The following is a 14,616-nucleotide window of genomic DNA, read 5'->3' on the forward strand; positions in this document are numbered from 1 at the left end:
GGCAAGGCGGGGGTCAGTCCACCGTCGCCCCCGAAATCCGTACGACCTCGGCCCATTTGGCGATCTCGGCCCGGACGAAGGCCGCGAAGGCCTCCGGGCTGGTGCCGCCATCCGGCGTCAGGTTGGGCGGGTCGGCGCCAAGCTCGGTCAGCCGGGCGCGGTAGGCGGGATCCTTCGTGCCGGCGTCGATCGCCTCGCCCAGCCGGGCGACGATGGGCGGCGGCAGCCGGGCTGGGCCCTGCACGCCGAACCAGGAGGTCGCCTCGAAGCCCGGCACGGCGCTCTCGGCCACCGTCGGCACCTCCGGCAGGGCGGGCGAGCGCTGCGCCCCGGTGACCGCCAGCGCCCGCAGCCGCCCGTCGCGGACATGGCCGATGCAGGAGGGGATGTTGTCGCAGCCGGCGTCAAGCCGCCCCGCGACAGCCTCCACCAGCATCGGCCCGGCGCCGCGGAAGGGCACGTGCGAGACCGCGATGCCGGCGCGAACCTTGAACAGCTCCATGGTCATGTGCGGGCTGCCGCCGCTGCCGGCCGAGCCGTAGTTCAGCACCCCCGGCTTCGCCTTCGCCAGGGTGATGAACTCGGCCAGCGCGTGCGCGGGGACGGAGGGATGCACGAAGAGCACGTTCGGCACCCGCATCAGCAGGCCGAGCTCGACGAAATCCTCGGGCTTCACCGGCATGCGCGGGCCGAACAGCGTGTAGTTGATGCTGCCAGTGCCGACATTGGTGGCGTGCAGGGTATAGCCGTCCGGCTCGGCCCGGGCGACCTGGTCGGCGGCGATGTTGCCGGTGGCGCCGGGCCGGTTCTCGACCGCCACGGGCTGGCCGAGCCGGGGCGCCAGCCGCTCGGCGATCAGCCTTGCGGCGATGTCGGTGGTGCCGGCGGGCGGGAAGCCGGCGACCAGGCGGATCGGCCGGCTCGGCCAGGGCGATTGCGCCCGGGCCAGGCCTGGCAGCAGGGCGGGGGCGGCGAGCAGGTGGCGGCGGCGCATCCGGCTATTCCACCTTGGCGCCGCTGCGGCGGACGACATCCGCCCAGCGGCCGCGCTCGGCCGCGAGGAAGGCCTCGAAGGCCTCCGGCGTGCTGCCGCCGTCGGGCGTCAGCCCGGGCGGGTCGGCACCGAGCTCCGCCATGCGGGCGCGGAAGGCCGGGTCGCGGGCGACCGCATCCACCTCCCGCCCCAGCCGGGCAAGGACCGGCTTCGGCAGCCCCGCGGGGGCGAGCAGGCCAAACCAGGCCGTCGCCTCGAATCCCGAAATCCCGGCCTCCCGCATGGTCGGGACCTCGGGCAGCACGGCGCTGCGCCGCGCGCCGGTGGTGGCCAGCGCCCGCAGCTGGCCGTCGCGGCAAAAGCCGAGGGAGGAGGGGATGTTGTCCATCCCGACATACACCCGCCCGGCCATCAGCTCGGTCAGCATCGGCGCGCTGCCGCGATAGGGCACATGGGTCAGCGGTGCCTTCGTCTCCAGGCCGAACAGCTCCATGGAGACATGCGGGGAGGAGCCGATGCCGGCGGTGCCATAGTTGATCCCGCCCGGCCGCGCCTTGGCCAGCGCCACCAGCTCCGCCACCGTCCGCGCCGGGGAGCCGGGCGGCACCATCAGCACGTTGGGCACGCGGGTCAGCAGACCGACCGCGGCGAGATCGGCGGGCTTGTAGGGCATCCGATCGCCATAGACGGCGAAGTTGATGGCGCCGGTGCCGATCGTGGTCAGCAGCAGGGTGGTGCCGTCGGGGTCCGCCTTGGCGACGAACTCGGCGCCGACATTGCCGCCGGCGCCGGGCCGGTTCTCGACCACCACCGGCTGGCCGAGCCGGGCGCCGAGCCGTTCCGCCGCCAGCCGCCCGGTCAGGTCGGTGGTGCCGGCCGGGGTGAAGGGGATGACGAGGCGGATCGGCCTGGCGGGCCAGGCCTCCTCCGCCTGCGCCAGGCCGGGCGCCGCCAGCAGCGGCGCCGCGACCAGGGCACGGCGATGCAGCCTCATTCGGCGGTCGCCCCGGATTGCTTCACCACCTTCGCCCATTTGGCGATCTCGCTGCGGACGAAGGCGTGGAAGGCGGCCGGGGTGGTGCCGCCATCCGGCGTCAGGCCCGGCGGCAGGCCGCCCAGGTCGGCGACCTTGGCGCGGGTCTCCGGCTCCTTCATCACCGCGTCGATTTCGGCGCCGAGCCGGTCGATGATCTGCTGCGGCGTCTTCAGCGGAGCCTGGACGCCGAACCAGGCGGTGGCCTGCACGCCGGGGAAGCCCGCCTCGGCGGTGGTCGGAACATCCGGCAGCGCGGCGCTGCGGGCCGCGGCGGTGATCGCCAGCGGCCGCAGCCTGCCGTCGCGGATATGGCCGATGACCGAGGGCAGGTTGTCCACCGCCACCTCGATCCGGCCGGCGATCACCTCCTGCAGCATCGGCCCGGCGCCGCGGAAGGGCACGTGCAGCAGGTCGATGCCGGCCTCGGTCTTCAGCAGCTCGCCGGTCATGTGCAGCGACGTGCCGATGCCCGAGCTGCCGAAATTCAGCTTCCCCGGATTCTTCTTCGCATAGGCCACGAGCTCGGCCAGCGTCTTCACCGGCAGCTCGTTGGTGACGAAGATCAGGTTCGGCACCTGGGTCATCAGCCCGACATCGATCAGGTCGTCGGGCTTGTAGGGCATCTTGCTGCCATAGAGGCTGTAGTTGATGGCGCCGGAGGAAATGGTGCACATCAGGAAGGTGTAGCCGTCAGGCTCCACCTTCACGACGTAGTCAGAGCCGACATTGCCGCCGGCGCCGGGGCGGTTCTCGATGATTACGGTCTGGCCGAGCCGCTCGCTCAGCCGCTGGGCCAGGATGCGGGCGACGATGTCGGTGGTCCCGGCCGGGGTGAAGGGGACGATCAGGCGGATGGTGCGGGTCGGCCAGGTGGCGGTCTGGGCGAAGGCGGGCCCAATGGCGGCAGATGTGAGCAGGCCGGCGGTGGCGGCCAGCGTGGCACGGCGGGTGAGCATGGCTTGGTGTTTCTCCCGGAGATGTCTCGGCATATTGGCAGGCGCGGCGGTTCAATCCACCTTCGCGCCGGAACGGCGGATCACCGCCGCCCATTTCTCGCGCTCGGCCGTGATGTAAGCGTTGGATGCGGCAACGCTGCCGCCGCGCATCCGGGCGCCGAGCTGCTCGACTCGCTCGCGCGCCTGCGGCTCGGCGCAGATGGCGTTCACCTCCGCGTTCAGCCGCTCGATGATCGCGGCCGGCGTGCCGCGCGGCACCTGCAGGCCGAACCAGGCCGTGGCGGCATAGCTGGCCAGGCCGGGGAGGCCGCTCTCGGCGACCGTCGGCACCTCCGGCAGCGCCGGGGAGCGGTCCGGGCTGGTCACCGCCAGCGCCCGCAGCTGCCCGCCGCGCAGCAGGGTGATGACCGATGGCAGGTTGTTGACCCCGACATCGATCCGACCGCCCATCAGCTGGTTGGCGGTGTCGGCGCCGCCGCGGGAAGGGGACGTGCAGGATGTCGACCCCGGCATCCGCCTTCAGCATCTCACCCGACAAATGCAGGCTGCTGCCGCTGCCCGAGGAGGAATAGGCCAGCGCCCCGGCCTGGCCCTCGCTTCCGCCAGCATGTCGGCCAGCGTCTTCCAATGGCTGTCGCCGCGCACCACGATCACGTTCGGCAGGTCGGCGAAGAGCGCGACCGGCAGCAGGTCCTCCGGCCGGTAGCTCAGCTTCGCATGCAGGCCGGGGTTGATCGAGGCGGTGCCGATCGAGGCGAAGAACAGCGTGTAGCCGTCCGGCTCGGCGCGGGAGGCGAAGCTCGGCGGCGATCACGCCGGCCGCGCCGCCGCGGTTCTCGACCACCACGCCCTGGCCGAGCCGGGCGCCGAGCCGTTCCGCCAGCACCCGGGCCAGCAGGTCGGTGGCGCCGCCGGGCGGGAAGGGGACGATGAGGCGGACCGGGCGGCCGGGCCATGGATCCGCCCGGGCCTCGCCAGGGCCTGCCGCCACGCCGGCCAGCGCCGCCGCCGAGGAGGCTGCGGCGCCTACACATCTTCGCCACTGGCGACAATTCCGGCATGGTGACCTTCCCCCGCAACCGCGGGGAACTCCTGTCCCCGTCGGCCGATCACCTGCAGTTCCTGCCGCAACGAGCCCCTGCCTGGCAAGGCTTGCCCAGGGGAGCCTGCGGCCTGTACGCCGGCGCGCGACGTGCCCCCGATGCGCCGTGCCTGGTTTGCATGGCACTCTCCGGGGGAAACAGGGGCGCCGCCTGATGCACTTACTCAGACTGTATGGACGGGTGCTCGGCCTGCTGCGCCGGGATCGCTGGGTGGCGATCGGCATGACCGTGGCGAACATCGCCATGGCGGGGCTGCTCTTCCTCGAGCCTGTGCTGTTCGGCCGGGTGGTCGATGTGCTGACGCGCGCCGTCTACATGACGCATGAGGCGGTGTGGAACGAGGCCCTGACGCTGCTGGCGCTCTGGGCCGCGGTGGGGCTTTCCGGCATCGGCGCCAATGTCGCCGTCTCGCTGCTCGCGGACCGCATGGCGCACCGCAACCGCCTGCTGGCGATGGGGCGGTTCTTCCAGCACGTGCTGTCCCTGCCGCTGTCCTTCCACGGCGACGTGCAGTCCGGCCGGCTGATGAAGGTGATGCTGTCGGGGTCGGACAACCTGTTCAGCATGTGGCTCAGCTTCTTCCGCGACCACATGTCGACCTTCATCGCCGCCCTGGTCCTGATGCCGCTGACCCTGGCGATGAACTGGCGGCTCGGCCTGCTGCTGGTCGTGCTGGTCGCGGTCTTCTCGGTGCTGACGGCGATCATCATCCAGAAGACCGAGACGGCGCAGGGCCAGGTCGAACGCTTCCAGACCCAGCTGGCCGGCAATGCGCAGGATGCGCTGTCCAACGTGGTGGTGGTGCAGGCCTTCACCCGGCTGAACAGCGAAGCCCGGATGTTCGGCGACATCGTCCGCCAGGTGCTGGACCACCAGTTCCCCGTGCTGAATTGGTGGGCGCTGGTCTCGGTGCTGACGCGCGCCGCCAGCACCATCACGACCATCTCGATCTTCATGCTCGGCACCTACCTGCACCTGGAAGGCATGGCCACGGTCGGCGAGATCGTCAGCTTCATGGGCTTCGCCAACCTGGTCATCGGCAAGCTGGAAGCCGCCGTCGCCTTCGTCTCCCGCCTCGTGTTCCAGGCGCCCGCCATCGCCCAGTTCTTCGAGGTGATGGACGCCGAGACCAGCGTGCCGGAGAAGCCTGGCGCGATGCCGCTCGACCGCGTTGAGGGCGAGGTCGCCTTCGAGAATGTCTCCTTCGCCTATCCCGGCGGGCCGCGCATCCTGTCCGAGGTCAGCTTCCGCGCCGCCCCCGGACGGACCCTGGCGCTGGTCGGCCAGACCGGCGCCGGCAAGTCCACCGCCATGGCGCTGCTGCAGCGCCTGTGGGACCCGGTCGGCGGCCGCGTCACCATCGACGGGCACGACCTGCGCGACATCACCATCGACAGCCTGCGGCAGAATATCGGCGTCGTCTTCCAGGAAAGCATGCTGTTCAACCGCACCATCCGGGACAACCTGCTGGTCGGCCGCCCCGGCGCGAGGCAGGAGGAGATCGAACGGGCCTGCCGCATGGCCGAGGCGCACGACTTCATCACCCGCCAGCCGCGCGGCTACGACACCATGGTCGGCGAGCGTGGCGCGAGCCTGTCGGGCGGCCAGCGGCAGCGATTGGCGATCGCCCGCGCCCTGCTGAAGGACCCGCCGATCCTCATCCTCGACGAGGCAACCAGCGCCCTCGACGCCGCGACCGAGGCGCGGGTGCAGAAGGCACTGAAGGCGCTGATGGCGGGCCGCACCACCTTCATCATCGCCCACCGCCTCTCCACCGTGCGCGATGCCGACGAGATCATGGTCTTCGAGTCCGGCCAGATCGCCGAGCGCGGCAGCTTCGACGAGCTGGTACGCCTGGGCGGCCGCTTCGCCGAACTGGTGCGGACCCAGCTCAACACCTCCGAGCCGGCGGCTGCCGCGGTGAAGGCGGCGGAGTAGCCGCCGCGCCCCAACCATTGCGGGTGCGGTTGCAGCATGTGTTTTTCTTGCAACCGCGCAGCCACGTGGCGCAGCCTCCGTTAGGTCCCGCGGGGGCAGCCCCGCCGGGATCCGGGGAGGTTGGCGCATGATCATTGGCTCGATCCTGAAGGGGAAGGGGACCGAGATCGTCTCGGTCCGGCCCGAGGACACCGTCCTGACCGTCGCCCGCACGCTGGGCGAGCACCGCATCGGCGCGGCGCTGGTGCGCGACGCCGCGGGTGCCATGCTCGGCATCATCTCGGAACGCGACATCGTCCGCGGCATGGCGGCGCATGGCCCCGGAACCACCGGGCTGAAGGCGGAGCAGTTCATGACCCGCGACCTGGTGACGGTGACGCCGCAGACGCTGGTGATCCAGGCGCTCGGGCTGATGACCCAGAAGCGGGTGCGGCACCTACCGGTCCTGGAGGGCGACCGGCTGGCCGGCCTCGTCTCCATCGGCGACCTGGTGAAGGCGCGGATCGAGGAGGCGGAGCAGGAGGCCGAGGAGCTAGAAGGCCTATGTCACCGCTGCGGGGTAGGGCAGGTCGCGGCGAGGCCTGACGGCGCGGCCGCAATCTTGACCTGACGCAAGGACGCGGCCAGGCGGGCGTGGTGGCATGGCTGCGACCCCGCAACGGAGCCATCCCGATGAACCATCACCACCGCAAGACCCTGCATGCGCTCTTCGCCCATCCGGTCAGCGCCAATATCGACCCGAAGCACGTGCTCTCGGCGCTCGAGGAACTGGGCGCCGATGTCAGCCACGGCGGCCATGGCCAGATCCTGGTGAAGCTGAACGGACACACCCAGGGCTTCCACGACACCCAGCACAGCCTGTCGAAGGAGGAAGTGGCGGCGCTGCGGAAATTCCTCAGCGGCGCCGGGGTGGACCCGGCGCGGGACTGGCCGCTCTAGCCCAGCCACGGCACGGGGCTTGCCCGGCTGCGCCCGGCCGCGCATCTGTCGCGCTGGACAACGACCGGGGGCACCGACCATGACCATCACCCGCCGCGCCGCGCTCGCGGCGCCCGCGCTTCTCCTCGCCGCCGGCGCCCGTGCCCAGGGCGCCCAGATCAAGTGGCAGATGGCCACGCCCTATCCGGACGGGAACTTCCACACCCGCAACATCAAGGAGTTCGCCGCCGACCTGGAACAGGCGACCGGTGGCCGGCTGTCGCTGACCATCCACAGCAATGCCTCCCTGCTGCCGATGCCGCAGATCAAGCGCGGCGTGCAATCCGGCCAGGTGCAGCGGGCGAGATCCTGCTGGCCGCCTATTCTAACGAAGACCCCTTCTTCGAGGCGGATTCGCTGCCCTTCCTGGCTCCCGACCTCGACGGCGCGCGCAAGCTGGCCGGCCTGCAGCGCCCCTATATCGAGGCGCGCTTCGCCCGGCAGGGCGTTTCCCTGCTCTATACCGTCGGCTGGCCGGCAGCGGGGTTCTACACCCAGGTGCCGGTCACCAGCCTTGAGGTGTTCAAGGGCAGCCGCTTCCGCACCTTCAGCCCGATGACCAACCGCTTCGCCGCGCTGATCCAGGCCAGCCCGGTGCTGGTGCAGCAGGCGGAACTGGCCCAGGCCTTCGCCACCGGGATTGCCACGGCGATGGTGACCAGCGCGCAGACCGGCGTCGACACCTCGGCCTGGGACTACTGCAAGGTCTTCACCCCGGTGAATTTCTCGATGACCAAGAACGCCGTCCTGGTCTCCCGCCGCGCCATGGAGAGCGTGCCGGCTGATGTCCAGGCCGCCGTCCTGGCGGCTGCCAAGCGCGCCGAGGATCGCGGCTGGGCTTATGCCAGGGAGGCGCAGGACCAGACCCAGGCGCGGCTGGCGGAGAAGGGCCTCACCATCGGCACCGCGCCGCCCGCGGTGCTGGCGGAACTCAAGCAGATCGGCGCCACCATGGCCGAGGAATGGGTCGCCAAGGTGGGCGAGGACGGCCGCAAGCTGGTGGACGCAATGCGGGCTGCCTGAGGCCGCGATCGTCCCGGGCGCTCGCGCCTGGGACGTGAATCGCCGCCTGGTCCGCGCGCGATCGTCCCGGGCGCTCGCGCCCGGGACGTGAATCGCCGCCTCGTCCGCGCGCGACTGTCCTCGACGTCCGCGCCCGAGGCGCGGATCGCAGGCGCTGCCGCCCGCTCCGGCGGCAGCGCCTGCCCAAAGCCGCGGCAGGCACCGCCGCGCCTCGGCTTAAGCGCCGGGTGGGGGCCTTGCGCCGCCACGACACCGCAGCGCATCGTCCGCTGAGCCAATCTCGCCAAGGGGATCCCCGCATGCCACCGACCCGCCGGGGCGCCTGACCGGATGCGCCGCATTCTCGACGCCCTCTATGCCCTCGGCGCCGGCCTCGCCGCGCTGTCCCTGCTCGGCATCTTCCTCATCATGATGGCCCAGGTGGTGATGCGGGAGCTCGAGCGGCAATTGCCCGCCGCCGACGACATCAGCGCCTATCTCTGCGTCGCCACCACCTTCTTCGCGCTGGCCGCAACCTTCAAGCGGGGCAGAGCTGATCCGCGTCGGCATGGGGATCGACCGGCTCTCGCCCGCCGGCCGACGGATCGCCGAGCTGCTGGTCCTGGCGCTCGCCGCCGCCATCATGGCCTATGTCACCCGCTGGACCTTCGCCGACATGCTCTTCTCCTGGGAGATCGAGGAGGTGGCGCAGGGCACGGTCGCCATCCCGCTCTGGATCCCGAAGCTCGCCATGCCGCTCGGCGCCGGGCTGCTGCTGGTCGCCATCCTCGACGAGTTCGTCACCGTGTTGCGCGGATCGAAGCCCGGCTACGTGGTGGCGGCCGAGGAACGCGCCGCGGCCGGCGACTTCTCGGCGGAGGTCTGAGCCATGGACCTGCTCACCTTCGCCCTGCTGCTCCTCGTCCTGCTCTGCCCTGCTGCTCGGCGCGGGGCTGTGGATCTCGATGTCGCTCGCCGCCGTCGGCTGGGTGGCGATGACCTTCGTGCATCCGAGCCCGGGGCTCTTCCTCGCCTCCGCCTTCTGGGAATCGACCGGGTCCTGGACGCTGGCGGCGCTGCCGATGTTCGTCTGGATGGGCGAGATCCTGTTCCGCACCAAGCTGTCCGAGGAATTGTTCAACGGCCTCGCCCCTTGGGTGCGGCGCATCCCGGGCGGCCTGCTGCACGTCAACATCCTCGCCTGCGGCATCTTCGGCAGCGTCTCGGGCTCCTCCGCCGCGACCTGCGCCACCGTCTCGAAGATCGCATTGCCCGAGCTCAAGCGCCGCGGCTACGACGAGGACGTGGCGATCGGCTCGCTCGCCACCTCGGGGACGCTCGGCATCCTCATCCCGCCCTCGATCATCATGGTGGTCTATGCGGTGGCGGCCGAGGTCTCGATCATCCGGGTCTTCATCGCCGGCTGCATCCCCGGCCTGCTCGTGATGCTGCTGTTCAGCGGCTATATCGTGGTCTGGGCGCTGCTCAACCCGGGCAAGCAGCCGCTGCGCGACGCCCGCATGTCCTTCGCCGCCAAGATGAAGCAGTCGGCGCAGCTCATCCCCTGCACCATCCTCATCATCGTGGTGATCGGCACCATGTTCGCCGGCTGGGCCACGGCGACCGAGGCCGCGGCCTTCGGCGTGCTGGGCTCGCTGCTGATGGCGCTCGGCCGCCGCGTCGGCTTCGGCGTGCTGGCGGCGGGCGCGCTGCTCTGGCTCTCCGGCCTGATCGTGCTGCACCAGGCGGCGGCCTTCGGCTTCTTCGCCCTGCTCGGCATTGCCGCCGGGGAGCGCATCCTGACCTGGCAGAACTTCCTCGACAGCCTGAAGGGCGCGACGCGGCTGTCCTGCATGATCATGTTCATCCTGGCCGGGGCCGCCTTCCTGACCAAGGCGATGGCGCTGACCGGCATCCCGGCGGCGCTCGCCGAGGGCGTCGCCGCGTTGCATCTCGGCCCCTATGGGCTGATCGCGGTGCTGACGATCGTCTACGTCATCCTCGGCACCGCGCTCGACGGCGTCTCGATGATCGTGCTGACCACCTCGATCGTCATCCCGCTGGTGCAGCAGGCCGGCTTCGACCTCGTCTGGTTCGGCATCTTCATCGTGCTGCTGGTCGAGATCGCCGAGATCACGCCGCCGGTCGGCTTCAACCTCTTCGTCATGCAGACCATGACGGGGAAAGAGCAGACCGAGGTCGCGCGCGCCTCGCTGCCCTTCTTCCTGATGCTGGTGCTGACCGTCGTGCTCTGCACGCTCTTCCCGGTGACGCTGGTGACAGGCCTGCCGGACTGGCTGCTGGCGCGCTAGCCGCCCGCACTCCTCCCCCGCGGCCGGCGGGGAGGGCGCGATGCAGGCCCTACCGGACCGAGGTCGCGCTGCCCGGGGAGGTCGTGCCGGATGGTGGCGTGCCGATGCCGGCGGTCGAGCCGGTGTTGCCGACGCCGCTGGCACCGGTCCCGGCCGCGCTGCCGGTGCCGCCGGCGGCGGTCGGCGTGGTGCTGGTGGTGGCGCCGGTCGCGCTGTTGCCCGTCGCGCCGCTGCTCGCCGCGGTGTTGCCCGTCCCCGCAGTTCCGGTCGCGGCTGTGCCGCTGGTGCTGCCTCCGCTGACCATGCCGCCGCCCATATAGGCACGGTCACGCGCGTCGCGCGTCGCCGCCCGGCTCTGCGCGGTCTGGCTGTGGCCGCTGCGGTTGTGGCTGGCGCTGCGCTTGCCGTGACCCTCGTCGAGCGGCGTGCGGACCTCAGGGTTGCTCCAGACCGGCTTGCCGAGATTCACGTCGCTAGGGGAGGTCGTCGCGCCGGTGATGGCGCCGGCGCCACCGCCGATCGCCGCCCCGGCCAGGGCGCCGACGGGCCCGCCCAGCGCGCCGATGCCGGCACCGGTCGCGGCCCCTGCGGCAGCGCCGCCGGTGGTGCGATCCGTGCTGTTGGTCCCGCAGGCGGCCAGCGTCACTGCCAGTGCCGCGGCTCCGACCAGTGTGCGAATCATGTCGCGCTCCTCATGCTGTGGGAGGGCCGACGCCACCAGATCTGCTGCCAGCCTGGCGCCCGCGCCTGCCCGCACAGGCCGGAACGTGCCTGCCCCGGCTTGGTTGCTCCCCAGGCCGGCAGCGGCGGCGTGCAGGACGATCCTGGCGACGGAACGATGCCGGTTGCAGGGTGTTGCTGCCCTGTCCGATGGAGTCGTCCCGCATGCAACCTCCCATCTCCCTCCACGAGCCCGCCTGGCTGCGCGAGTTCAAGGCCTTCATCATGCGCGGCAGCGTGGTGGACCTGGCCGTCGGTCTGGTGATCGGCGCAGCCTTCACCACCATCGTCACCTCCTTCGTCGAGGACCTGATCAATCCGGTGATCGGCCTCGCCATCGGCGGCGTGGACTTCTCCAACATCTTCGTGGTGCTGAGCGGCGAGCGCCGCGCCTCCCTGGCGGCGACGCGGGACGGTGGTGCCGCGGTGCTCGCCATCGGCAGCTTCCTCAACACGATCATCAAATTCCTGATCGTGTCCTTCGCCATCTTCTGGGTGGTGAAGGCACTGTCGAAGTTGCGGTTGAACGAGATCGGCAAGGCGGCGCCGGTCGCCACGCCGACGGAGAAGCTGCTGGCCGAGATACGCGACGAGCTGAAGGCGCAGAACGGCGACAGCCGGTCCGGCGACCGGGGCATGGCGCGCGGCGCGTGAGGCCGGTGGGCGGACCGGCCGGCGAAAGCGTCAGGTCCGCCGCGCAGCGCCGCGTCCTTCGCTCAGGCCCGGGACTGCAGCGCCGCGTCGGTGATCCGGTCCTCGACCCGCCGCACCCCCGGCACGCCGGCGGCGATCGCCTCCAGCCCCTTCCGCACCGCGGCGGAATGGCAGAAGCCATAGAGCGAGACCACCGCATCCTCGACGTCGAAGAAGACGTAGGGCGCATCCGCCCATGGCAGCCGGGCGATCTCCGCCGCCACCGCGGCGCGGATCGTCTCGTCCGAGGTCTCCGGCGGCGGCACCAGCAGCGCCCGCAGCAGGTCGGCGCGGGACAGGATGCCGACCAGCACGCCGTCCTGCACCACCGGTAGGCGGCGGACCTTGTGCGCCTCGATCAGACTCGCGGCGTGCTCGACCGTGACCTCCTCGGTCACCGTCACCACCTCGCGCGTCATGATCTCCTCGGCGGTGGCGCCATGCACCGCGGCGTAGCGCGCCGCCGCCTGTTCCCGGTTGTAGAAGAGCGCGCGGAAGAAGCCAGGCTCCGGCGGGTCGCTGCTGGCCAGCCGGCGGATCAGGTCGGCCTCGGAGACGATGCCGAGCAGCATGCCCCAGCTGTCGGTCACCGGCACCGCGGAGATGCCGCGGTCCGCCAGCAGCCGGGCGATCGCCATCGCCGGGGTGTCCGCCGGCACCGAGACGACCTTCCGGGTCATGACGTCGCGGACCTTCATCGTGCTGCCCTTCCTTGCGGCTGGCGGGCCAGGCCCGCCGGTCGGGGCAGACTGCACCGCCTGCGCAGCAGCCGCCTTGCGCCGGGTCAAACCCGGCGGGATCAGCCCGCGGCGGAGCGCCGGTGGGCCCGGGCCGCCGCCCTCTCCGCCGCGCTGCGCTCGTCGCCCAGCACGGCGCGGACCCGCAGCTCCTCGAGGTCCAGCTCCTGCTCGAGCTTCTGCAGCCCCTCGGCATGCAGCAGCCCAGCCTCGGCATGTCCGATCAGCCGCTCGCGTGAGGCCTCGAGCGCCGCCAGCCGCAGCCGCCGCCGGGCCGAGCGTTCGGCCGCCGCGGCGCCGCGATTGGCCGCGGTGCGGTTCAGGTGGCCGGCGCGGTCCTGGTATTCCGGCAGGAGGTCGCGGGCGATGGCGCCCTCCAGCGGGTCCTCCAGCCAGCCCTGGATCTCCTCGAGCGCCGCGGCGGCGATGATGCGGCGGCCCTCGGCTTCCTCGGGGTCGATGCCGCCGTCATGCGGCGGCAGCTCGACGCCGAGCCTGCGGATCAGCCATTCCAGCGTGGTCCCCTGCAGCACCAGCGTCGCCAGGATGGCGCAGAAGGCAAGGAAGACGAGCAGGTCGCGCTCCGGCACGGCGAAGGGCAGGGCGAGCGCCGCGGCCAGGCTGACCACGCCGCGCATCCCGGCCCAGGAGATGATGACGGAATGCTGCCAGGGCGGCAGCGGGTCGACCTCGCGGATCCGCGCCACCTGGCGCGGCAGCCAGCTGGCGGGAAACACCCAGAGAAAGCGCGCGACGATGACGGTGGCGGAGACCGCCAGGCCGAGCATGAGCAGCTGCTCCGAGCCGCGGCCGGCGATCCGCGCCAACACATGGCTGAGCTGCAGGCCGATCAGGCTGAAGATCAGGCTGTTCAGGATGAACTCGACGAAGCCCCAGACCGCCTGCGCGCCGAGCCGGCTGCGGGAGGACAGCAGCGCGTGCTGCGCCCGGCCCATCAGCATACCCGCCGTCACCACCGAGAGCACGCCGGAGACCCCGGCAGCCTCCGCCGCCAGATAGGCGGCATAGGCCGCGAGGAAGCTGGTGGTCACCTCCAGCACCGGGTCGTCGAGCCGGCGGAAGGCCTCGATGGTCAACTTGCCGACCACCCAGCCGATGCCGATGCCCCCGGCGCCGAGCGCCAGGAAGGAGACCGCGCCCTCGGCCGGCATCACGCTGGTGCTGGCCACCGCGGCGGCGACCGCCAGCTTGTAGAGCACGAGGGAGGAGGCGTCGTTCACCAGGCTCTCGCCCTGCAGGACGGTGACGATGCGCTTCGGCAGCCGCAGCCGGGAGAGCACGGCCTCGGCCGCCACCGCATCCGGCGGGGCGACGATGGCGCCGAGCGCGATGGCGACCGACCAGGGCATGTCCGGCAGCAGCAGCCGCATGACGCCGGCGACGCAGAAGGCGGTGAACAGCACGGCGCCGAGGGCCAGCGCCAGGATCGGTCGCAGGTTGTGCCGGAAGGCCTGCCAGTCGGTCCGCCAGGCGCTGGATTGCAGCAGCGGCGGCAGGAAGAAGGCGAGCGCCAGTTCCGGGTTCAGCCGGATCTCCGGCAGGCCGGGGATGAAGGCCAGCGCCATCCCGCCCAGCACCAGGATGACCGCATAGGGCAGCGCCAGGCGGCGGGCGAGGATAGCGAAGCCGATGCAGGCGGCGACAAGGGCGAGAAGGGCTTCGACGAGGTCCATCCGGCGTCCCTATCGCGGATTGGTGCGCGTCGCACATCACCTGCCCGCAGGGCTCGGCCGAATGGCCGGGTTGGTGCGCCACGGTCCGGCTGCCCATCTGGGGGCCATCATGCTGGACATCCCCTACGCCCCGGACGATGCCGTCCTGCTCGATGCCTATTCCCGCGCGGTGGTCGCGGCGGTGGACCGGGTCGGGCCGGCGGTGGTGCATGTCGCGGCCGGCCAAGGGGCGGGCTCGGGCGTGGTGGTCTCGCCGGACGGGCTGATCCTGACCAATGCGCATGTGGTCGGCGCGGCGGTCGCCCTGCAGGTGACCGCGACCGAGGGCCGCCCCTTCGCCGCCCGGCTGCTCGGCGCCGACGCCGATACCGACCTCGCCTTGCTGCGGGCCGAGAGCGCCGCGGCGCTGCCGGCGGCCGAGCTCGGCGACAGCGCGGCGCTGCGCGTCGGCCA

The 14,616-nt window shown here is 71.6% G+C and carries 13 protein-coding genes and 2 pseudogenes; 8 read left to right on the forward strand and 7 right to left on the reverse strand.

What is annotated here, in order from left to right; translation table 11 throughout:
• Nucleotides 1–13 precede the first annotated feature (13 nt).
• The 4 genes and pseudogenes from ACQ86J_RS33150 to ACQ86J_RS33165 form a co-directional block, all read right to left on the reverse strand.
• Nucleotides 14–994, reverse strand: a complete 981-nt coding sequence (locus ACQ86J_RS33150; protein ID WP_431268851.1) for a Bug family tripartite tricarboxylate transporter substrate binding protein — start codon at nt 992–994, stop codon at nt 14–16.
• Nucleotides 995–998: 4 nt separating this feature from the next.
• On the reverse strand, nt 999–1,988 hold the full coding sequence (locus tag ACQ86J_RS33155; protein ID WP_431268852.1) for a Bug family tripartite tricarboxylate transporter substrate binding protein: 990 nt from the start codon (nt 1,986–1,988) through the stop codon (nt 999–1,001).
• Entirely contained in the window at nt 1,985–2,986 is a 1,002-nt protein-coding gene (locus tag ACQ86J_RS33160; protein ID WP_431268853.1) for a Bug family tripartite tricarboxylate transporter substrate binding protein, read from the reverse strand. The genes ACQ86J_RS33155 and ACQ86J_RS33160 overlap by 4 nt, the downstream gene beginning before the upstream one ends.
• 51 nt (nt 2,987–3,037) lie before the next feature.
• Nucleotides 3,038–3,751, reverse strand: a pseudogene (locus ACQ86J_RS33165) (Bug family tripartite tricarboxylate transporter substrate binding protein).
• 491 nt (nt 3,752–4,242) lie between these two features.
• Between ACQ86J_RS33165 and ACQ86J_RS33170 the strand changes: the two are divergent.
• The 6 genes from ACQ86J_RS33170 (at nt 4,243) to ACQ86J_RS33195 (ending at nt 10,319) form a co-directional block, all read left to right on the forward strand.
• The gene (locus tag ACQ86J_RS33170) at nt 4,243–6,027 is read left to right on the forward strand and encodes a glucan ABC transporter ATP-binding protein/ permease (RefSeq protein ID WP_431268854.1); all 1,785 of its coding nucleotides are present in this window, start codon (nt 4,243–4,245) and stop codon (nt 6,025–6,027) included.
• 127 nt (nt 6,028–6,154) lie between these two features.
• On the forward strand, nt 6,155–6,637 hold the full coding sequence (locus tag ACQ86J_RS33175) for a CBS domain-containing protein (RefSeq protein ID WP_431268855.1): 483 nt from the start codon (nt 6,155–6,157) through the stop codon (nt 6,635–6,637).
• 62 nt (nt 6,638–6,699) lie between these two features.
• Nucleotides 6,700–6,966, forward strand: a complete 267-nt coding sequence (locus ACQ86J_RS33180; protein WP_431268856.1) for a hypothetical protein — start codon at nt 6,700–6,702, stop codon at nt 6,964–6,966.
• A 162-nt stretch (nt 6,967–7,128) separates the two neighbouring features.
• Entirely contained in the window at nt 7,129–8,028 is a 900-nt protein-coding gene (gene dctP, locus ACQ86J_RS33185) for a TRAP transporter substrate-binding protein DctP (protein ID WP_431268857.1), read from the forward strand.
• A 547-nt stretch (nt 8,029–8,575) separates the two neighbouring features.
• Entirely contained in the window at nt 8,576–8,893 is a 318-nt protein-coding gene (locus ACQ86J_RS33190) for a TRAP transporter small permease subunit (protein ID WP_431268858.1), read from the forward strand.
• 79 nt (nt 8,894–8,972) lie between these two features.
• Nucleotides 8,973–10,319: a TRAP transporter large permease gene (locus ACQ86J_RS33195; RefSeq protein ID WP_431268859.1), complete on the forward strand. Its 1,347-nt coding sequence runs from the start codon at nt 8,973–8,975 to the stop codon at nt 10,317–10,319.
• 49 nt (nt 10,320–10,368) lie between these two features.
• On the opposite strand, the gene ACQ86J_RS33200 is transcribed toward ACQ86J_RS33195, so the two are convergent.
• Entirely contained in the window at nt 10,369–11,001 is a 633-nt protein-coding gene (locus ACQ86J_RS33200; protein WP_431268860.1) for a hypothetical protein, read from the reverse strand.
• Between the two features lie 203 nt (nt 11,002–11,204).
• Between ACQ86J_RS33200 and mscL the strand changes: the two genes are divergently transcribed.
• A complete protein-coding gene (mscL, locus tag ACQ86J_RS33205; RefSeq protein ID WP_431268861.1) occupies nt 11,205–11,693 on the forward strand; it encodes a large-conductance mechanosensitive channel protein MscL in 489 nt (162 codons plus the stop codon).
• A gap of 62 nt (nt 11,694–11,755) precedes the next feature.
• On the opposite strand, the gene ACQ86J_RS33210 is transcribed toward mscL, so the two are convergent.
• Both ACQ86J_RS33210 and ACQ86J_RS33215 read right to left on the reverse strand, forming a co-directional pair.
• Entirely contained in the window at nt 11,756–12,430 is a 675-nt protein-coding gene (locus tag ACQ86J_RS33210; RefSeq protein ID WP_431268862.1) for a CBS domain-containing protein, read from the reverse strand.
• Between the two features lie 101 nt (nt 12,431–12,531).
• Nucleotides 12,532–14,163, reverse strand: coding sequence for a Na+/H+ antiporter (locus tag ACQ86J_RS33215; RefSeq protein ID WP_431268863.1), 1,632 nt, complete (start codon nt 14,161–14,163; stop codon nt 12,532–12,534).
• Nucleotides 14,164–14,272: 109 nt separating this feature from the next.
• Here ACQ86J_RS33215 and ACQ86J_RS33220 point away from each other — a divergent pair.
• Nucleotides 14,273–14,554, forward strand: a pseudogene (locus tag ACQ86J_RS33220) (trypsin-like peptidase domain-containing protein); the annotation flags it as partial.
• Between the last annotated feature and the right edge of the window lie 62 nt (nt 14,555–14,616).

The organism is Dankookia sp. P2, from assembly GCF_050632255.1.
In the GTDB taxonomy this organism is placed as follows: Bacteria; Pseudomonadota; Alphaproteobacteria; order Acetobacterales; family Acetobacteraceae; genus Paracraurococcus.